Here is a 21,442-nt window from a genome sequence, read left to right on the forward strand (position 1 = left end):
ACTATCCAGCCCACTTCGGTGGGCTTTTTTATAGGGATTCAAAAATGGCAGAGATTTCTGTTGTGTACGTCGGTGATAAAGACAAAAAGCGCGATACCGTGACAGGTAGCCGCCTGATCTTTCCTCGCCTTAAACCCGTCAATGTTGAAAGCGGAATTGCTCACCAGTTGCTGGAGTTCCCCACTGTATGGGTGCGTGAAGACCAGGTGAAATCGGTGTTGGCACAGTCTGCGGAAGACGAAGAATTAAAAGCCCAGTTGGCGGCGGAAGAGTTGGCACGCCGGAAGGCTGAAGCTGAAGCGAATAGTTGGGTGGTCAAAATCGGTAACGATGATGTCGATTTGGCGAAACTGACATCTGTCCAACTGGCGACGCTGGTTGAAGCGGAAGACCTGGCGGATCTGAAACAAGGCGCTCAGGAAAAAGTTGATGATTTCCGCGCACGCGTTCGTGAAGCCATTAAAGCAAAGGACGCTGAATAATGGCATCGCTTGACGCATTCCTGCCAGCGATCCGTAAGCATATTAGCGGGCCGTTAGATTTCATGATGCGGCAATCTGTATTGGAAGCCGCTATCACATTTTGCCGCGAGTCGCTGTTTTGCCGTGAATCACTGGTGTTGGCAGAGGTTGGGCCTGGCGTAACGCTCGCGCTGACGGATAGTTTGGAAGTGAAGTGCGTCAAGCGCTTAATGGTCACCGATATTAGCAACCCTGATGATCCGGCCGTTCTTATTGCTGGCGTAGACTTTACCGTGATTTCGGCTAATCACATTGCGCCTACACGGCCGTTTGGACGCATCGCCATTGTTTTTGCCGTGGAACCGCGGCGCACTGCGGATAGTGTGCCTGATGCGTTGGCTGACGATTACACGGATGTTATTGCTGCCGGTGCGTTAGAAGACCTCTATCTGATGCCGGGTAAGCCGTGGAGCGATCCGCAACGAGCGGCGTATTTCAGATCCATCTTCACCGACGGTTATCGACGAGCCTATCGTGATGCGCTTGATAACTCCCCGATAACTGGCTTCCACAATCCCGTCCGTAAACACGAATTCTACTAATGACAACGATTAACGACATTATCGGCAGAGCAAACTCGCAGCTGCTGGATTCGCTATGGCTGCGCTGGCCTAAATCCGAGCTGCTGGATTATTACAATGATGCGATTAACGCCGTCATCATCATCAGGCCAGATGCCGGGGCGTCCATTGAGACATTCGATTGCGTGCCGGGTACGCGGCAACATTTACCCGATGGCGCAATACGTTTGCTGGAAATTACGCGAGTAGTCGGGGGGCGTGCGATTCAGCCGTTTCCACGTGATGCGCTCGATTATCAGTATCCCGATTGGCACAGCATAACGGGCCCGATTGAGCGCTATTGCTACGACGAGCAGACGCCTAAAGCCTTCTTTGTATTTCCCGGCGCACTGGCTGGTGCTCAATTGGAAATCAACGTAGCGCGTTTACCTTCACCTGCCAGTATTGCCGATCTATCGCCGCAGAATGCCCGGGTATTCCCCCTTGATGAGCTGTACTTTAACCCTGTTCTTGAGTTCATCCTTTTTCGCGCCTATGGCAAAGACGCAGAAAACGGCAATAACGCGATGCTTTCATCCCAGCACTATCAAACCTTTGTCGATCTGCTGGGTGTCAAATCACAAACTGACACCGCCGCTGGGCAGAAAAAGCAGGCTCAATATAACGGGAGTTCGCAAGCGTGAGTGTATTAATCAGTGGCGTATTAATGAATCCGGCAGGCGTTCCCGTTTCTGGTGCTGAAGTCACCTTTAGCGCGCTGACCAACGGACCTTCTGTATTGAACGGTTTTTCTGCATCCGTTATCACCGATCAGGATGGCAACTATTCCATTCCGTTGGAGATCTGCGAATACGCCATTTCAATCCAGAGTGATGGCTACAATTCGGTCTATGGTTCCGTTTCTATTAATGAGAAATCGACGCCAGCGACGATCAACGAACTATTAAAACGGGCAGCGATGGAGCAGGCTGTTACGCCAGCAATCATTGTCTATTTCCGTGAGATTCAGACGGACGTTGCCGCGAAGTTGGCGACGATGCAGACGCTGGGCACTAACGCGGCAGAGGCTGCGAGTGCCGCCGTAGTCGCCAGAAATGAGGCGGCTCAGTACGCCCAAAACCTCAGCGCAGCGGTAGCTCAGGCGCAGCAAGCCAGTGCGGCGGCGACGGCTTCAGCCAATGCCGCCACAACTGCTAAAAATGCGGCGGAGACAGCGGCGGGAAATGCTCAAGCTACGCTAGCTGACGCGATGAAAAAATCTGCAAATGGCGCTGATATCTCCGATCCTGCTGCGTTTCGCGCAAATGTTGAGTTGGGCTCTGCTGCGACATACGATGCTCAGACGTCATCTACTGACGCTACGCCAAATAGAATATTGAAACTCGCAGCGAACGGAGAGGGGTCTTTTGGCTTAGGAAATACCGTGGAGCGGCCAGTTCATTCCGCATCGGGATTCTTTTCATTCAGAATGCCCGCCACGGCGCTAGCACACATCGGCCTTAACATGGTCGGTGTAGGCTATCAAAGCGCCTACCTCCCGAACAGACGCGCTCAGATTTTTCAATCCTTCGCAGATGGGCAATTGCGCCACCGTCTGTCCACTACAGAAACAGCAATAGATGCAGCTACCCCGTGGCGAGTATGCTGGGACGACGCTAATTTAAAAAAACAGAGTGGCTCTACAGACACAACATCAGGCGCGTTGCTCTCGGTTGGTGCATTTGGTTTGGGTTCCGCCCCTCCTATGTCTGCTGACGCAAACACGGCTATTGATTCAGGTGTCACGCAGTTTATACGCAGTCCAAATGCTGGTTTATCGAACTGGCCTAACAACGGGTTAATTGCATGGCGTGGAATTAACTTAGCATGGGATGTAAATTCGGCATCACAAATAGCGATGGGGTACGCACCGACTGTCAGGATGTATGTACGAACAAAAGCCGGCACCACATATTCAGGATGGTCTAACGTCCTGCTGTCGAATCAATACACGATTGACTCCAGCGGAAACTTCAAAACAGCGTCCCCTATTATCACTATTTATTCTGACGGTTCATTTACGAATACAGAAGAGGCTGAGGGCGTCAATGTTGAGCGTATTAGCGAGGGTGTTTATAAAATAACGGGCTGTCAGGGTATGCACCCAGACGCGGCGTGGAACGGAATTGATGGGGGAATTAGTAATCCCAAATGTCGAAACGGACAAGAACTAACATGGAACGATTACGAAGTGGACGAAGACGGTTCTGTAACTGTCTACACATTCCACCGCGTCCACCCCGGCGCCATGCCATTTGCACAAAACAGACTGACGCTCAACAAAGAACAATTTGACCCGAAGAAGCACGACATTAACAATACATGGCCGGATCAGTCACCAATCGACGTGCCGCGCGGGATGTACATTCAAGTACGCGTCAACATGCCTGAGTGTGCCGAGCCGAAGCCGAAAGTGATGAGCAGTAACGTTTACTGCAATAGCGTCTCACCTACCTGATTACGCAAAAAAAGATAATTGCTCAGCAATAATATCTAGTGCACTTTCCAGCGTTTCAGCGGGATCTATGTGAATCGCCGGTGCATCAGTTTCTCCGACGCGCACTGCGACATAAAACCCAGAATCTTCTATCACTGCATATGCTCCGATGGGGCAGTCCGTCAGCATGTCATGTTCGTCCAGTACGCAGATTGTCGTTCCATGATAATCAATAGTGTGCATGTTCAATCCTTTTAAATTGCGTAGGTGAAAGATACGCGCTAAATTCCCCAAAGATACCAAGCCTCGCCTTAAAAAGCGGGGCTTTTTTGTTTTCTGTCTCAGGATTATTATGGCGACCATTGATATCACAACAATGCGCGGAATGATGCCGCGCGTTGCTGAACACCTTTTGCCTGAATCTAACGCGACGGTGGCGGAGAGTTGTCACTTTCGACATGGCGTTATCACTCCGATGCAAGATGACACCGATCATGGCAAGACCTTTGTATTCAAGCCCAAAACCATCTTCCACTATCGCGATAACTTCTGGTTTGCCTGGAACAAGATTGTTGATGCGATCCGCAGTCCGGTAGCCAATGATGATTATGGGCGTGTTTATTACACCGACGATGAATTTCCGAAGGTCACCTCTGCGCAGATTGCGACGGGCGGTAACGGCAATTATCCCTCGGCATTTTTCCGCCTTGGTGTTCCTGCGCCTGCCAACCCGATCGTCATTGGCACAATCACGCCGCCGGCTGACGTTGAAGAAGACGATCCTACGGATGACGAAACCCGCTTCTACACTGAAACCTATGTTACGGCATATGGTGAAGAGGGGCCGCCGGGGCCTGCCTCCGCGGAGCAGACGATAAAGTATTCTGGGAGCTCGGTGGAACTGAATTTGCAACCGCCTGGACAGCAGAACAACAACATCACCAAGCGCCGTGTTTATCGATCGGCGACCAGCAGCCAGGCAGCGGATTTCTTATTGGTGGCCGAACTGGATATTGCCGTCGGCGTATTTGTTGACGATCTGTCAAACGCGCAGCTTAGCGCTTCACTTGAGACTTACGATTATTACATGCCGCCGGATGGCATGAGCGGTTTGTGCATGATGTCTAACGGCATTGCTGCTGGGTTTAAAGGCAATCAGGTGATGTTCAGTGAAGCCTATTTGCCTTACGCATGGAAAGACAGCAACAAGCAGACCACGCAGGATGATGTTGTGGCGATTGCCCCAATAGGTACAACGCTGGTCGTTGGCACGAAAGGTCTCCCCTATATTTTTTCAGGCATTACACCGTCTAATATTACGTCAACGCATTCCCTGATCGCGCTGTCCTGCGTTTCGCGCCAATCAATGGTAACGATGGATGGCTTTGCTTTGTATGCCTCGCCGAATGGCCTCGTTTCTATCAGCGCCGATGGTGCGGCAACGATTGCCACAGCAAATATCATAGAGGCTAAGCAGTGGCGGAAAGATTTTAACCCGACGACGATTCGCGCCTGGCGCGTTGAAAACGAATATCTGGCGCTGTATGACACCGATGATGGTGTAGCCGGATTTATTTTCGATCCTGTCGGCATGGATATTCGCAACATCACGACATCGTTTGATACAGCCTATAACGATCCGGCTGGCGACACGCTCTATATCATGAAGGGGCGGCAGCTTTATACGTTTAACGATGGCGCTTTCAACATGAATATGCGTTGGCGCTCGAAGCAATATCTGGCTCCGGCGAATACGGCCTTCTCCTGCCTGCGAGTCATGAGCAATGCGCTATCGCACGTCGGCGTCATTCTGCATGTTGATGGCCGCTCAGCGTTGCATTTGCCGCCGGGCAGCCTGCGAGAGTCGTTAGTTAAGCTGCCTCCCATTCGTGGTAAACGCTGGCAGGTCGAAGTCTACGGCAGCGTGCAGGTAGACAGAATTACGTTAGCTACATCAATGCAGGAGATGACAGCATGACGGCAAAGTTTAGAGCGGGCAAAGACCAGTCGGCGGTTTTAGAGAACGTTGAAACGCTTACCGGCCAACGTGGTGACGGGCGAAATCGGGCGGTGACGTATGGTGATTTGGCAACGCTTGGCCTGGCTAACCTGCGCCAACTTGGGGGCGGAAAGGTTACGTTGACGCCCGGTAATGGTTCAGGTGGCTCAAACTCAGGTGGTGGTGTACAGAAGCCAACCAAACCGACCAATTTCAAAGCGACAGGCGGCTTTGCCTATGTGCTGCTTGAATGGGATATGCCCAATTATCGCGGTCGCTCACTGACAGAAATCTATCGCTCTCCTGAAGATAATCTGGCAAATGCTGTGTTGATCGCCAGCTCTGCTGCTGGAGTTTACGGTGACCCCGTTGATCCAGACTGGAAAGGGTACTATTGGATACGACATGTTAATGCGTTGGGTGATCCGGGGGCATTCAATGATTCAAAAGGCACGTATGCACAAACACATCCCGATCCGGCGGCCATCATCGAGGTGATTAAGGAGCAGTTGAATACATCACCATTGATTGCCAATCTTACGGAGAAGCTGGAAACAAATACAAAAAATATTGGCACGGTTGATTCAAATGTAAAAACGCTATCTGAATCGGTGAATAATCAAAACAGTGCGATGGCAAAACGGGTAACCGATGTTGAAACGTCATCACAAAGCAATGCATCAGCGGTAAGGGAGTTATCGCAATCGGTATCCGATCGGTTCTCATCATCAGCAGAACGCATTGAAAAGGTAGAAGCTGCAACGAGAGAAAATAATGCAGCGGTGCAGACAAACGCAAAGGCTATTACTGAAATGGATAAAAATGGCTCTGCATCATACCAAGCAATGTGGAGTACGAAAGCACAAGCTGGAGATGTAAAAGCAGGGATCGGCATTGTGGCCGGTCGTGATGCAAACGGTAATACCATTAGCCAGGTAGCGGTGGCCGCCAATCAATTCTTTATCTTCGATCCTAATAATCCCAACGATAAAACAACCTATGCAATTCCGTTTGCGGTATCCAACGGCAAGGTTGTAATTGATGAATTGGTTGCCAAAGAGGCGGTGATCAAGATATTGGCTGCGCAAACCATTATTGCAGACAGCATAAAGGCGGGAATTGAGATTGTTTCGCCGCACATAAAAACAGCGCGGATTGAGAGCGGTGGTTTTACTGTTGACCCTTTAGGTAATGCGACGTTTGGGCAGTTAGTAAAAATATCAGCAGCAGGACAAATTAACATTAAATCTTTAGAAAATGGGAATGGTCTAAATATAACAAATAACGAAATCCTGATTAAGGATGAAAATGGGGTAAACAGAATTGAGATATCTGGATAGTGGCAAAATTTATCATTAGGGACAAATACGGTAACATCACTCTTGATTTATCCAAGAGTGCAACGAAAACACTTGGGTATTTTACTGTAGAGCCAGGCACATCAAAAACAGTTACCATCCCTGAGTTATTCGGCGGCCGATTATGGGTTTCGGCATCAGCGGAACAGATACAGTTTGATATCGGTGTTATCAATACTCCACCTAGCGCAGCTATCAGCGGAAATTCGATTACTGTTTCGACAGTAAGGGATGTTCGCTGTTTCTGTATTTATGGAATATATTGATCATGGCTTTTATTAGAATTACCAATGATGACAAAGTTACACTCATTGACTCTGAGGTTTTCAACTTAACATTAGCGGAGAAAGGGGGGCTTTCTTTTGCCTGGACTCCAGATGATGGGTGGCATGCATCTATTGTTTATACGGCCAAATCTGAACTTCCCCCCCTTATCGCATTATATTGTTCAACGCACCACATATCATTATTATCAACGAAGAAAACTGGCAATGTTTATACCTTTGTCATTATTTCTATCGGTGCGCTAGGTCAAAACCCTAATTTTTCTGCTAATTATTTTATATTTGATGCGGGAGATCTAACAAAAGAAGGGACGGGTAATCTCATCATTAGGAACAAAGAAGGTTATGTGACATTTGATAGCGATAAAAAATACCTTACAGTGCATTCCTTACAGGTATTCCCTAGTTTTAATTATAGAGATTGGCGTGATCCTTTTCCATCAGATGTAATAGTTGAAACGCCCTTGGAAAGGAAATATGCGGCAATAGTAAATAAAATTGGATATCTTTATGTAGAGCAATCAACTAGCGGGGAAGTTGATTTAACTTGGTATTATGACGGAATACGTGTATCACCTGGGAGTATATCTCGCAGCTTCGACATGTTCGATTCACGTAATTACAACACCATGGGCGCTAATTTCACCAGGAATAGCACTGACTCGCAATATATGATAGTCGACGTCACAGGGTTCTGACTATGCATCAGGCGGAAATAGAAAGGTTAATTCAGCGTGTGGCTTTAGACAGCCGAGAGCCTAATTTAATAAAAAACATCCAGAGCGCCTGCCTTAAAAAGCAGGCGTTTTGCTTTGGGACAGATGATACACGGATTGTTCTGCGGCCACGGAGTTATTACGGCATCCCGTATGTGGTGGTGTGGTTGGGTGTCAGCACAAGAAAAGATGCATTGACCTACTGGCTGCCCCACGTTCAGGACCTAACGCGCATGGCCGGTGGGCGTTGGGCTGAGTTCTACACGGCAAGAAAAGGGTTCATTCGGGTGGCACGGCGGCTTGGATTTGAGCGTCTACCTGATGAGTTCGGGCTAATGAAATTCAAGATATCGGTGTGAGGTGATACGTGGGAAAAGGTGGCGGTGGCAGTACAGAGGTAAAGGAAACGTCGCAACAAGCGGCGGCGGCTGATGTCGCTCGGCAACAGTGGGATACCTATCAGAATGAGTTGAAGCCCTATGAAAACATATTCATGAATAAGGTGGAGGGGCTTAATGATCAGCAAAAATACGACGGCATTGCTGGCGATGTCAATCTGGGCTATCAGCAACAGTTTGGACAGGTCAGACGGCAAGCTGCCGACGGTCTTGCATCAGTAGGCGTCGATCCCAGCAGCGGTAAATTCCAAGGTGGGTTGAAAGATATCGCGACCGACCAGGTGACGGGCACGATTGATGCGACGAACCGCTCTCAAACTGATCAGCAGAATAAGCATGTTGCTGGGTTGCAAGATGTTCAGGCAATGGGCGCGGGACAAAAAGCGGAGGCAATGCAGGGCTATCAGGGTATTGCTGCGGCATCACAGCAGAAAGCGATTTCGGATGCAGAGTCATCACTGGCGAAGCAACAGGCTACGAAAGGGCTGATCAGCACGGTGGGTGGTGCTTTGGTAAGTAAGGGGCTATCCAGCTTACCGAAGAACACGCCAACACCTACAGGCGGCAGTTCCAGCGGTGTATTTGGTGTGTCTGATACGCCATTTGGTGGCACGACACACAGTAGTTGGCTAAGTAAGGGGTAATTTATGGGATACGCATCGGATACCTTTGCCGACGTTACGCGCAAACAATACGCCGACTGGCAGCAGCGATATTTTCCAAAGCTACAAGGCCTGATGGATCTATCAACCAGTGGTCAACTGATGAATAACCAGTTGGCTCGGGCAGATGCGACACAGCGACAGGCATTGAATACGGCAACGGTTGGCTCAGCTAATCAGCAGGCACGCTATGGGGCGACTCAGCAATCCAATCAAAGCGATAACAGCTTGGGGCTAAAGTCTGCACTTGCCACCGCAGGGGCGAAAAATGGCATACGCGATGCTGAAACGGATCGGCAAATGAGCATCTTAACCGGCGGTTCCACTGGGCTGCGTGAGCTTCTCAAAATCGGGAATGAAACCTAATGGGATACGGATTAATCGATATTGCGGCGCAAACTCGTCAGCAGGGGTTGCAGGGTATGCAGCAGGCGGCAGAGCTTGAGCAACAGCGAGAATCTGCGAACGAGCAACTCAAGTCTCAGCAGAAGATGGCAGCCAATCAGATGAAAGGCACGATGGCCGGAATGGGCGCGATGGGCGGCGCAGCAATGGGCGCTTCTTATGGCGCATGGGGTGGACCAATTGGGGCGGGTATTGGTGCAGCAGTGGGTTTGATCGCGGGTTCATTACTTTCATAATAGGAGGACACAATGGCAGATGTAAGAGGACTGGCAGACGGTTTTCTGGCCGGATTCAACACGATGGATAATGCGCTACAGCGCCGGGAAGAATCGGAGCTGCGGCGGTTAATGATAGACCAGCAACAGAAGAACGATGATCGGCGGTTTGGACTTGCCCAGGAACAATTTAACTATGGTAGGGAAACTGATAGCCGTAATTTTGATCGCCAAACGGGCCGTGATAAGGAAGATGATCGCCGATTTGGTTTGCGACGAGAATTAGAGCGTCAGCAGCTTGGAATTCAGCAAGCCGGTTTAGGGATGCGTGCTCAAGAGCTAAACATGCGCAGGGAAGAGCATAATTACCAGATGGCGGAGACTCGGCGGCAACAGCGTATTAAGGATGAAATGCCAGTTATCAAAATGTTCTATGACCAGTTGGATAAAACTGGAAATGTTGATCCTGAGTTAATTAGTAAAATTTCGACTGATAACCCTAGCCATCCTAAGCGCTTTATTGGTGATGAAGCTATCAATAATGTGAAAGAAATCAATCGTATCATGCCCGCCGTTCTCAATGGCAATATGGATTATAACGATCCTGCGGCCATCAGCGTGATGAATAACGTGTTATCTACACATATTCAGCGTGGGATAGGTGATAAAGATCCAGAAACTGGTAAGACGATTAAGTCAAAAGAGCTGGCACATATCGGGTTAACTGAAGATGGCCAACGAGTAATTCCAACCCTGAAAGTTACATACACGGATGGTTCTGTTGCGGATAAACCTATGACCCGCTTTGGCTCGACAGATCCTAATGACACGATTGCACCGATTGCCTTGCCTCGCCTGATGGAAGAGATTCGGGGTTATAGCCAGATGGTCGGCCAGTTAAATTATGGTGGCCGGGCGAAGTTCTTGAATGACATGGTTAATCCGCCAGATAAGACAGCAGTGCGTGAAGAAGCAAAAGGGTTGCGTAAAGACTTGCTGGATGTTGGCAAGGCGAGAGCGAAGGCTCTAGCTGATCCAATGGCGCAAGATCCGCAGACTGCGGCGGGGATTAACTCACAATACGACCAGTTGGAACAGCAGGTGAGAGATTCATATGGGCAGACTCAGCAGCAGCCGAAAGCAAAGGATGACAGTGGGTTGCAGCAATGGGCAGCAGGCGATCAGGGCAAAATTGCATTTGCTCAGAAAGCTATAGCTATGGGTGTACCCGTGTCATCATTGAGTGCTGAGCAACTGGAGGCCAAGTATTCGCAGTATACGAGAGGGGCGAAGGCGTCGGCTGATGCTGCTGTAGCTAACCAGTTGCGGCAATCACGTGCACCTAACTAAGTGTTAGTTATCAGCTTTTTCTGATGGAACTTTCGTCTATGCAATTATACATAGACTATGCAGATGAGGCGCACATCTTTCAATGAAACGATATGATATACAAAGAGGCCGTAATTCAAACGATGATAAAGAGGTTTAAAATATATAGTTAATGCAATTTTGTATTGTTTACACACAGCTACAGCCAAGCCAACGTAGATTGGCTGGCATCTGTTTTCACCATGGGAAACGATAGTTGGCACTATGCCAATGTCATTGGTTTAAGGTGAGAAATGACAGCAGAAATAGCAGTTTATAACAAAACAGCAGTTGCTTTGGCGGCTGATTCAGCAGTTACTATCTCTGGTGCGGGAAAGCATAAAATTTACAATGGCGCAGAGAAACTGTTTTCCCTGAGTAAGCATCACCCCGTTGGGTTAATGGTATATGGCAGTGGCGACTTATGTTCTGCTCCTTGGGAGTTAGTTATTAAAGCATATAGAAGCAAACTCAATTCAGACTCCTTTGATACTATTGAAGGGTATGTGGATGATTTTTTTAAATTTCTAGAAAATACAAAAGATATCGTCTCTGACGGTATGCGTGAAGAGCACCAATTCACATTTCTTTCTGAAGGAGTTTTCCAACAGTTACTTGATGCCTTCAATAAAGATAAAGATAATAGTTACTGGTTAAATTATGACGTAAATAATTATCTTGTAGAACTTGAAAAATATAGTAGAGAACTACTTGATACATTATCTGAAATGGAATTTTTAGATGGTTTTAGCGAAAGCGATCTGAGTGTGGCAATTGCGTCATGTAGCGAATTTTCCCCACTGATTATAAAGAAATTTCTTAATATAGAAAATATTGATCTATTACCAGTAGGGTTAATTAACGCTATAAATGAAGTTTTTGCGGCTATTCTTTGTAAGAAAAGTGATTTAGGTAATGTTACAGGGATAGTTATCGCCGGATATGGTAACACGGATTACTATCCAAAGGTGATTGCTTATGATGTATGTGGATTTGCTAATGGAAAGCTTAGGAAATCCCATAATAAAGATAAATGTAGTGAAAATGGTATTAGTGGAGTTACCCCGTTTGCTCAAGATGATGAGGTCTCAGCCTTTATGCAGGGGTGCAGTGGACAATTGATTGAAAGCTTGCATACTCATTATGAGACGGCCATTTGTAATTTTTTAGAAGGCATAGATTTAGTCATTAATGAAGAAATAACACCCGATAAGCGTGAATTATTTCAGTCTAGGGTGGTCGATGTGGCTAAAAGAACGTTAAGTGAAATTGATACTAAAATAAATGTATACATGCATGAAAACTATGTAAGAAAAGTTATTGAAATGGTTAGGTTTTTACCAAAACAAGATTTGGCTTATATGGCTGAATCGTTAGTTAACTTGACTGCTTTCAAGCGTAAGGTATCGGAGGATAGTGAAACTGTCGGAGGGCCAATTGATGTCGCTGTTATTTCTAAAGCAGACGGGTTCATCTGGGTAAGGCGGAAACATTATTTTGAGAAAAATTTAAATCATCATTTTTTTGCTAGGAGCTAGCTTAAGAAGGAGAAATGTTATGACATTAAAACAGATGTTTAGTGGTCAGAAAGCAAAGAGTATCGACGATTTTTTCAACGTTGGTGATAAGAAAAAAACTACTGATGAAGAAAATTATTTTCTGAAGTTAAAGCAAAAAAAATCCAATGAGAATTGTTCTCAAGTTAAGTGATTTTTGATTAGATTTTCAATTATCTACTTTTATTAGCATTTATAACGCGCTAAATTCTCCAAAGATACCAAGCCTCACCCTTAACCCGGTGGGGCTTTTTTTTGCCCAAAATTCAGGAGCCCGTAATGGCCTACGATCCTCAGCAGCAGCGCCCCGAACAGCAAGTAGCGAATAAGAACCGCCAATCTCTCAACATTCAGCAACCGGGTGAACCATCCGACTTTGATCGTCAGTTCTTTTCATCTGAAAACTGGAATAAGCCAGTTGTTGAGCCAGAAGCAACAATGGGGGATTACGTTAAATCCGCAGGCGCTGGTGCGTTAGACATGGTTGCTGGCGTTGGTCAGTTATTTAAAGCTGGTAACCAGATACTTGATGAAAAAAATGCAGGCACAGCAGGTGATGCCGCCAATCCGCTAGGCATTGATAGCCAAATGATGGGTGTTATGCGCCAGAACGCCGGAAACCCAGTATCGCGTGCTAGCAATTTCATTATTGAAGGCGCGGGTGATCTTGCTGGTGCTGCATCCCAGCGTATTAAGGATAGTTACAGCGACGGGGCGAAGAAAGCGGCTTCACTAGATTTTGTCAATTTCGAGCATAATCAGAATGGGGATATTACGGGTGTCAGCGCTGGAGAAGGGCTTTTCAATAAGGATGCCTGGTTAATCAATGCTGTCCCAACGATTGCTCAACTATTAACGGCTGGTGGTGTATCAAAGCTGGGCGCAGGTGCTGCGCGTGAAATGGCAGAGCGTGCGACGTTCAACCGGCTCAGTAAGTCAATGCCTGAAGAGGCTGCCCGTCAGCTTGCGAAAGAAACAGCAGATCGGGCCGCAGCGGTCGCAGGCAAAACGACATTTGTTGGTGCAATGTCTGGTTCAGCGCAAGGTCAGGGCGGTATCGACATGCGTGAGCAAATCAACAGTCTGTCATTCAATGAGTTGATGGAAAGCTCTACGTTTCAGTCTGCATTCAGCGCAATCGACTCCAATCCAGACAATGCCCGTTTGTCCGATACTCAAAAACTGGAGCTGGCACGTACTCAGGTAGCTGATCAGGCGGCAAGTGCTGTAACCGCAGATCCCCGCTTACTGGCAGTCAATATTGCTGCGTCAACACTGGGCGATCACACGTTGCTGAAACTGCTAACACGTAGGGGCGCAGCTTCTGGGGTGCTATCTGGTATGACGACAGGAGCTGTGTCAGAAGGTGCAACTGAATTTGCTCAGGGGGCAGGGCAACGTTATGTTCAGAATGAACAGCTGATCGACACTGCGGGGCAAAAAATCGACCCGATGAAAGATGTGTTGAAAACCGGTGCAAATAATGCGGTTGTCGGCGCTGGAATGGGTGGCGCCATCGGTGCCGTCGGTGGTGTTCGTGGGCGACAGGCAGATCAGCAATCCAATCCCGAACCAACGGCAGGAGATCTTACAAGTGACCAGCCGCAGGCTACGCAGGTCGATGTGCCTGAGTGGCAGGTATCTGGGCAGCCGTCCGCTGAAGGTAATGGTTCATCTATTCCCGTCGTGAAAATGGGTGAAGATTCACCACCTCCTGGCTATACGGGTGAATGGCGCGATGGCGGCCCTGTGATCTCTGTTACTCAGGGGGCGGATAACTCACAGCTCAACCCTGAAAATGTCGTTGGTATGCCACAAAGTCGTATTGATGAATTCCGCGATACACCAGCCTATCTTAGGGAAGATCCGCGTATTCAGGGATTTGCTGAAGACAGTGACGTGCAGCGTGCGCTTGCTGAACAACCTGACGCTCCTACCGCTGAGCAACTCATTCGCCAGCAGATTGAACAGGGCGATCAGGGTTATTCACCGCAAGAGCTGGAGGCGCTGGAGCAGGCTGAAAGAATTATCGCCGCGCGTCGCCCACGTCTTCCTGCACCTGGTCAAACATCTGTGATCGCTATGCCGGGAGAAGTCACAAATCCAAATCCCGACGAACAGCAGGCGGGGGCCGGGCCACAGTTTGAAGGTGGTCAGCAGGTGCGCGGGCAGCAGTTCATTCCCGCCGACCGGCCGATGGCTGTGAATGAAGTCGGTCGTGCTAATCAGACGTATGACGGTGAAGCAGTGCCAACCAGTGCCATTGAAGATAAAAATATTATTTTCGCCGGCTCGCCAACTATTGATGAAGGCCAAACGGCGCGGCCACCACAGTTTACAGAAGGGGAAACACGTACTCAGCGGCAGACGCGGCAATTCAGTGATGCAATGGGCGTTAACGATCAGTCCACATTGCCCGATCAGCGCCACCGTGTTGCTGGCGTACCGGTTGATGCACAAACGGAAGCCTACGCTCGCGGGGAACCGGTAGGACAATTGAAATTGTTTGCTCCGGGCAAGCCATATTCCAGCGAGCGCGTAGCGCGCGCCACTCAATGGGCGAAAGTGCCAGGCGCGACTATCGAATCGGTTGGCGATGGTTATGGCGTGCGCCTTCCCGTGGATAAGCAGCAGATAGCAGACGAGCGGGGCGATGCGGAACAGGCTGCTATCAGTGATAGAGCTGGTGACGTAGCCGCTGGCGATGACGCTTTGCTGAACGGCGAGTTAAAACTATACGCACCAGGTAAACCGTATTCCAATGAAAGAGTCGCCAAAGCGTCACGATGGGCGAAGACGCCTGGAGCAACGGTTGAACAGGTTGATGGCGGTTATGCTGTGCGGTTACCACCAGATCGCACAAAAGACACTATCACACTCCCGTCTGGTGAGGTTCTTACTGTGACGATGGATCATGATGTACCAGGATCTGCCATATTGACAACCGAGGGCGGGGAGCTGATTGGCCTAAGCGCAACACAGGTTGATGGAATCAAAAGTGAGCTTGCTGGAGGTAGTCCAGTGGGTGGTGGTATCGGTGATCTTGCTAGACTTAATGCGGCACTGGAGCACATTCGCCCTCGCACTGAGCATCGTGGCTACCCACTATTTCCGGTTGATGCGACACGACGTGATACAGGCGAAAAGGTGAAGGCGTGGGCTGTTCAGTCACAGCCGAATAGCACTATCAAAATGGCACCAAGTATTTTTGATAGTCGTGAAAAGGCGATCGCCTATGCAGATCGTTTAGCTGATCGCGATGAAAGCAATACGGTATCCAGAGCTAAGCGTGAAGCGGAGCGTAAAGAGAAAGATGCAGCAGAGGCCGATAGACGTGCGCCAGTTAACGAGTTTCTTGATGCTCAGACTTTCAGCCCTATGCAGCGCGGGAAGGCTGACAAGGCGTTACAAGAAATGGTGCATTACTCTGAGTTTGACCGCCCAGTGACAAGATCGGAGGCTGTTCAGGAGCTGATTGGGCGTGGCTGGCATCCAGAAACCGCACAGAGAGCGTCCGGAAGCGGAAAGGTAAAAACGTCGTACCGGATTGTTTCTGATGATGGCGATCTCTATAACGTGACAAAAACGGAGCATGATTTTGCCGCTCATCTGATTGCCAGGCGCTCATCCAAGAAAAACACCGGCACGCTCTACTCCCGTACCAAAGTATCTGGCTCGCAAACTGAATCCCCTGCCTTCAAGCACTGGTTCGGCGGTAGCAAGGTGACTGATTCTGATGGACGTCCACTGGTGGTGTACCATGGCACCGGTAGTGATTTTGAGCAGTTCATGAATACCAATCGAGGTGCTGGCGGTGAATCAGCCAAACGCGGATTCTTCTTCACGGCGTCGCCGGAGGTCGCCAGCAGCTACGCAGAAGAAACACCGGAGTTTCAGCGGAATCGTGATTACGAACGCGCACAGCGGCTTATGGATGCGGGTAAGTACGATGAGGCCGAAGCGCTGGAACGCTCACTGGAATCCGATGACTATACAGGCGGCATGGCTCCGAACGTTATGCCGACCTATTTGTCTATCCAGAATCCGGCAGTGGTAGATTTTGGCGGACGAGCCTACGATCCTAACCGTGACAATCTGAGCTCGATCATCGATAAAGCCAAGCGGGAAGGGCGTGATGGCGTTATTTTCAGAAACATTAATGACGCACCAGACGTCGGCATTAAATCCGCCGATCATTATGTGGCCTTTCGCCCAGAGCAGATAAAGAGCGCTATCGGCAACCGGGGCACTTTCGATCCGGGAACCCCAAGCATCCTTCACTCTCGAAGCCAAAACCGCTCACCGCAAAACGCCTCCAAATCTGGGGGCGTTTCTGTTTCTGGGGCTGATATTGGTGGCGGTAACATCATTCACGATGGCAGCTTTAGCCGTGATGGTAGCAAACCTGAAACTGGCATGTTGCGCGATCGCGTACAGCTTGCGGCGGACGGCTTTGTTTCTCATCTGAATGGTGCGGCCAAAATTAAGGTGAAGGCGGTGCAGACACAGGCCGAAGCTGCCGCGCTGATGCCTAATGGCATTCCTGCGGAATTTGGCACGGTTCACGCTATTTATCAGCCGGAGCTGAGCCGAGTGATTGTCATCGCCGATAACATTGCCAACGCCCGTGAACTGCGTGCCAAGTTGCGTCATGAAGTGATTGCGCACCATGGCTTAGCTTCAGTGATCGGCGATGTGGAATATGACCGCATCATGCGTGTGATACACCAGACGCGGGACAGCCAGAATAAAACCATTCAGGATGTCTGGCGACAAGTCGAGCAATCCTACGGGCAGGAGTCGTTAGAAACACAGGCGAATGAGTTTCTGGCGCATATGGCCGAGCGTACAGAGCTAACGAAACTGGGTGGTGTGTGGGATCGGTTTGTTACGCTGCTGACCAACGCACTGCGTAAAGCGGGCGTGCTTAACCCTATGGATATCACGCCAGCAGAGATCCGCAACATCCTGCGCACAATCACCGGCCGCTTCCAGAAAACGGCGATGTATGCCAATGAGCAGCCTGGCACCCGTGAGTTCGATAACACTTTCTCGCGTACAGATGCGCTGTATTCAACTAAATCAGATGCAGATCCATTTAAGCCTGATAGCTACGATGCAAGACAGTTTGCGCAAGAAGTGGAAAACATAGCGAGTATGGATACCCCACCTCGATACCAAATTAGTCTTGGAGACACGCCTCCAGTGTATCGGGCATTAGGAGCCAGAAATCTTGAGTTAGTGATGCCAGCTTCTGTTGTACATAAAGCTATCGACCCAAAAGTGCGTAACCATTTCGTTAAGTTGGATGATATGAAAAGGTTGCCTGGGTTGATCGCTGATCCTATAGCGGTAATGAAGTCAGCTACTGAGAAGGATGCTTTAGTTTCTTTGGTTGCTGCGCATGATGCTAATGGTAGCCCGGTGATTGTTGCTATTCATTTGAATGGTAAAGGTGCAGGGTTTGCTGAGGTTAATAAGATAGCGAGTGTTTATGGAAAGGATAGCCAATCATCGTTACAACGGCAGTTGGATAATGATTTACTGTATCTGAATAAAGAAAAAGCCACTCAATGGCTTCATGCAGTCGGGCTCCAATTGCCCGAGGCGAACACCTTGAATGGCTCAGGTCAAAATATACTCTCTTCCGCTGATATCCGCAAGAACAAGACGCTGTACTCCCGCTCTGCCAATCCAGCAATGGACGCCGAAACCAGCCGTAAAATGGGCTTCAACGCCGAAAAAGGCTGGTTTGATAAAGCCAAAGACTTCTATCAGATGGCAGCCGATAAAGATCGGACGGAGCTGAAGCAGTGGTGGCAAGAAACCTTCCGCAAACTGAACACGAAGACCTTTGACGGTCTGGCACCGTTAAAATACGCAGAAGATGCGGCAGATAAATCTGATGCGATGGTTTCCGGCTACACCGCTGCGCGCATGTCGGCAGGTTCTGGCTCGGTGACGGCGGCAGTTCTGGAGCACGGTTTGGTTCGTTATAACAAAAATGAGGGAATCACTGAGCGGATTCCCGGCACGGGTAAAGCGGACTCCTTAATGGGGATTCTGGACGGGCTTGGTAACCACCGTGAAAACTTTCTCAAGTGGATCGCCGGTCACCGCTCTGAGCGCCTGATGGCAGAGGGTAAGGAAAATAACTTTACCGTTGATGAAATTGCTTACATGAAGTCTCTGAATCGTGGCAATGAAAAACTGTTTGCGGATCAGAAGGTAAAATATGACGCGTTCATTAAGTCCATCATCGACCTACAGCAGGATATGGGGCTGATTGATCCTGAGAGTCGAGCGACATGGGAGGATGCCTGGTATCTGCCTTACTATCGTGAAGCAGAAAGCGGCGAAACACATGGCCCGTGGACAACACGCGGCATTGCCAATCAGAGCAGCACAATCCGTAAGCTGAAGGGCTCTGAGCTCACCATTAAAGACCCGATTGAAAACCTGTTCAACTACGTTGCTAAGTCGGTTGATGCGTCGATGAAGAATGAGGCTATGCGCCGTTCTGTCACGAATCTGGCTGATACCGACATGTTGGAGGCCATTGATAGCCCGAATAAAATGGACTATCAGCGCATCGGGAAGAATGTGGTTAAGGTCTATATGGATGGACAAGAACACTTGGTTCAAGTTAACGATCCCGACCTTTACCGAGCCTTCACGATGATCGATTTGGATCGTAGTAACTCTCTGTTCATGCGAGCTGCGCGACAGGCCAAGCGCGTGTTAACGATCGGAACCACATCAATGCCAGACTTCATCATCCGTAACTTTATGCGTGATGCTATCCATTCATGGGCGATAAATAAGGACGGGTTCAAACCTGCAATTTCTTCATGGCAGGGGCTGAAGAAAGCCATGCGCACAGATGATACGCTGGTGGATATGATGTTTGCTGGCGCTACGTTTGGTGGTGGCTACTCCAATGTTTACGATCCAGCGGGTACAGCTTCCAGTATTCGTAAGGTGCTGCGCCGTAAAGGTTATAACGATAGCCAAGTCCGTGAATTTGAATCATCGATTGTGCGTAATAGCAAAGATGTGATGGACAAAATCGGCGCTGGTTTGGAGAAATACCAGAAAGTCAGTGAAGGGGCGGAGAACGCTAACCGAATCGCGACTTACGATGCGGCGCTAAAAGCAGGAAAGAGCAAGGCACAGGCTGCCTTTGAATCTCGCGATCTGATGGACTTCAGCATGCAGGGCTCTAGCAGCATCGTTATCGCGCTGTCTGATATGGTGCCGTTCTTCAATGCGCGCTTGCAGGGCATGAGCAAACTTGGCCGCGCAATTAAAGAAGATCCGCGCGAAGTTCTGAAGCGAGGCGGATATATTGCAGGGCTATCGCTGGCGCTGCTGGCGTTGAACTGGGAGGATGATCGCTATGAGGAGCTACCTGATTGGGATAAAGACGCCTATTGGCACGCATGGATTGGCGATCAGCATGTTCGCTTCCCGAAACCGTTTGAAATTGGCCTGATGTTCGGCACGTTGCCAGAGCGTTTTGTTCGCGCATTGGGTGGGGAAGATACTCCAGGGAAATTTGGTAAAGTGGTCGCACGCAACTTCTTTGAAACGATGGCTTTTAACCCGATACCGCAGGCGACGCGACCGATTCTGGAAACATTCGTTAACTACGATTTCTTCAGGGGCGGCCCAATTGAGAACATGGCCGATAGCAATGTGATAGCCGGCGCTCGTTATAACGACCAGACCAGCTTATTGATGCGTGAAATCGGTGGGGCTGCGAACCTTTCTCCTAAGATGTTAGATCACATCATCACTGGGTACACTGGCACGCTGGGTTCGTACATTCTGGGTGCGACGAATATTATCATGCGAAACATGGGGGATAGCGGCACATCGCCGTCGCTGCGACTGGATGAAATGCCTGTCATCAAAGCGTTTGCCCGTGGTGCCGATCCTGCGAAGTCTACTCAGTTTACCGAGGACTTCTACCGCATGATGACGGAAGCCAATCAGATAAACAGCACGATAAATTCTTATCGCAAACAGGGCCGTCAGGATGAAGCCAATGAGCTGTTGCAGGATAACCGCGAGAAACTATCACAGCGCAAGGCGTTCACGGCGACACAAAAGCAGGTGAAGCAGCTTAATGACCAAATCGAGCTGACCCGGATTGATCGTATTTTAACTGCGGACCAGAAGCGGGAACGTATTGATCGCCTCATGGAGAAACGGAATATGCTGGTTCAGCAGACGGTGAAGCGAGTTAATCCATATTTCGACAAGTAAGTGTTCTATTTCAGCCAGGGCTATAGCCTTGGCTGATCCTGATTATATTTTCCTACTTAAACTTATCTTTGCAGTCGGATAGGTCTTTGAATTTATTCTTCTCAACCCATGTATATTTGAAGGCGTCACCGACTAAATATTCCTTCATGTAGAAACCGTCCCTTTGTTTATAAATTGGCTGATCGTAGACATGTCGGCCAATTTCTATTTTCCCCCAGCATGTGGCGGGGTTTTGTGGGGTGGCGCAGGCTGTGGTTAGTAAAGGCAATACAAACAAGCAGAGATATTTCTTCATAAACTATTTCCATGCTAATTATTTATTGATCCTATGCGCTGTTCAACGCTGATTAGCATTCTATTTCAACCAGTTGCGAATGCATATGATAAAGGTCAGAAAAAAGAGAAAACCAACGATACCGATAATGATGCTGGTAGTGCTATCCAGGTGCATACGGGATTTACTTGTGATTAGGCACGTGCCAATGATAAATGGCACTGAAAACACCGGATGCACCAGCACCATAGCGGCGGCCATAATTAGGCACAGAATGAAAGCCAAAGATGACATGTTATTAGTCCGTTAAATTTGTTAAGGGGCGAAATTACAGGCAATTTTCGGGGAAAGGTATTCAGTAAAATACAAAGTAGCTCACTGTTTTCTATCGATATTTATCTTAATGAAAACGATGCTG

Annotated in this window: 17 protein-coding genes; 15 read left to right on the forward strand and 2 right to left on the reverse strand. The window is 48.8% G+C overall.

Features of this window, described 5'->3' with window-relative positions; genetic code table 11:
- Positions 1–44 precede the first annotated feature (44 nt).
- Genes HP572_RS07620 through HP572_RS07635 form a run of 4 tightly spaced genes read left to right on the forward strand, consistent with a single transcriptional unit; the run spans position 45 to position 3,539 of the window.
- On the forward strand, positions 45–482 hold the full coding sequence (locus HP572_RS07620; protein ID WP_240585248.1) for a hypothetical protein: 438 nt from the start codon (positions 45–47) through the stop codon (positions 480–482).
- Positions 482–1,063: a hypothetical protein gene (locus HP572_RS07625; RefSeq protein ID WP_240585249.1), complete on the forward strand. Its 582-nt coding sequence runs from the start codon at positions 482–484 to the stop codon at positions 1,061–1,063. Before HP572_RS07620 ends, HP572_RS07625 begins: the two co-directional genes overlap by 1 nt.
- A complete protein-coding gene (locus HP572_RS07630) occupies positions 1,063–1,725 on the forward strand; it encodes a DUF6682 family protein (RefSeq protein WP_240585250.1) in 663 nt (220 codons plus the stop codon). Before HP572_RS07625 ends, HP572_RS07630 begins: the two co-directional genes overlap by 1 nt.
- Positions 1,722–3,539: a prophage tail fiber N-terminal domain-containing protein gene (locus HP572_RS07635; protein WP_240585251.1), complete on the forward strand. Its 1,818-nt coding sequence runs from the start codon at positions 1,722–1,724 to the stop codon at positions 3,537–3,539. The genes HP572_RS07630 and HP572_RS07635 overlap by 4 nt, the downstream gene beginning before the upstream one ends.
- On the opposite strand, the gene HP572_RS07640 is transcribed toward HP572_RS07635, so the two are convergent.
- Complete coding sequence (locus HP572_RS07640) at positions 3,540–3,761, reverse strand: hypothetical protein (RefSeq protein ID WP_240585252.1); 222 nt, start codon at positions 3,759–3,761, stop codon at positions 3,540–3,542. It abuts the gene before it with no gap.
- 109 nt (positions 3,762–3,870) lie between these two features.
- Between HP572_RS07640 and HP572_RS07645 the strand changes: the two genes are divergently transcribed.
- From HP572_RS07645 to HP572_RS07695, 11 genes are all read left to right on the forward strand, one after another.
- Positions 3,871–5,496, forward strand: coding sequence for a hypothetical protein (locus HP572_RS07645; protein WP_240585253.1), 1,626 nt, complete (start codon positions 3,871–3,873; stop codon positions 5,494–5,496).
- Complete coding sequence (locus HP572_RS07650) at positions 5,493–6,857, forward strand: DUF1983 domain-containing protein (protein WP_240585254.1); 1,365 nt, start codon at positions 5,493–5,495, stop codon at positions 6,855–6,857. Before HP572_RS07645 ends, HP572_RS07650 begins: the two co-directional genes overlap by 4 nt.
- A gap of 286 nt (positions 6,858–7,143) precedes the next feature.
- Positions 7,144–7,857, forward strand: coding sequence for a hypothetical protein (locus HP572_RS07655; RefSeq protein ID WP_240585255.1), 714 nt, complete (start codon positions 7,144–7,146; stop codon positions 7,855–7,857).
- A gap of 2 nt (positions 7,858–7,859) precedes the next feature.
- A complete protein-coding gene (locus tag HP572_RS07660) occupies positions 7,860–8,234 on the forward strand; it encodes a hypothetical protein (protein ID WP_240585256.1) in 375 nt (124 codons plus the stop codon).
- An 8-nt stretch (positions 8,235–8,242) separates the two neighbouring features.
- Positions 8,243–8,917: a hypothetical protein gene (locus tag HP572_RS07665; protein ID WP_240585257.1), complete on the forward strand. Its 675-nt coding sequence runs from the start codon at positions 8,243–8,245 to the stop codon at positions 8,915–8,917.
- Between the two features lie 3 nt (positions 8,918–8,920).
- Positions 8,921–9,301 (forward strand): hypothetical protein, encoded by a 381-nt coding sequence (locus HP572_RS07670; protein WP_240585258.1) that lies wholly within the window; start codon positions 8,921–8,923, stop codon positions 9,299–9,301.
- Entirely contained in the window at positions 9,301–9,576 is a 276-nt protein-coding gene (locus HP572_RS07675; RefSeq protein WP_240585259.1) for a bacteriocin, read from the forward strand. The genes HP572_RS07670 and HP572_RS07675 overlap by 1 nt, the downstream gene beginning before the upstream one ends.
- 12 nt (positions 9,577–9,588) lie before the next feature.
- Complete coding sequence (locus tag HP572_RS07680) at positions 9,589–10,905, forward strand: DUF4670 domain-containing protein (RefSeq protein WP_240585260.1); 1,317 nt, start codon at positions 9,589–9,591, stop codon at positions 10,903–10,905.
- Positions 10,906–11,177: 272 nt separating this feature from the next.
- Entirely contained in the window at positions 11,178–12,461 is a 1,284-nt protein-coding gene (locus tag HP572_RS07685; RefSeq protein WP_227528163.1) for a hypothetical protein, read from the forward strand.
- 19 nt (positions 12,462–12,480) lie between these two features.
- Positions 12,481–12,633, forward strand: a complete 153-nt coding sequence (locus tag HP572_RS07690) for a hypothetical protein (RefSeq protein ID WP_240585261.1) — start codon at positions 12,481–12,483, stop codon at positions 12,631–12,633.
- A 125-nt stretch (positions 12,634–12,758) separates the two neighbouring features.
- Complete coding sequence (locus HP572_RS07695; RefSeq protein ID WP_240585262.1) at positions 12,759–20,750, forward strand: LPD38 domain-containing protein; 7,992 nt, start codon at positions 12,759–12,761, stop codon at positions 20,748–20,750.
- A gap of 52 nt (positions 20,751–20,802) precedes the next feature.
- Here the strand turns inward: HP572_RS07695 and HP572_RS07700 are convergent, their stop codons facing one another.
- Positions 20,803–21,045: a hypothetical protein gene (locus tag HP572_RS07700; RefSeq protein ID WP_039315293.1), complete on the reverse strand. Its 243-nt coding sequence runs from the start codon at positions 21,043–21,045 to the stop codon at positions 20,803–20,805.
- Between the last annotated feature and the right edge of the window lie 397 nt (positions 21,046–21,442).

The organism is Pectobacterium sp. PL64, assembly GCF_022477975.1.
Classification (GTDB): domain Bacteria; phylum Pseudomonadota; class Gammaproteobacteria; order Enterobacterales; family Enterobacteriaceae; genus Pectobacterium; species Pectobacterium jejuense.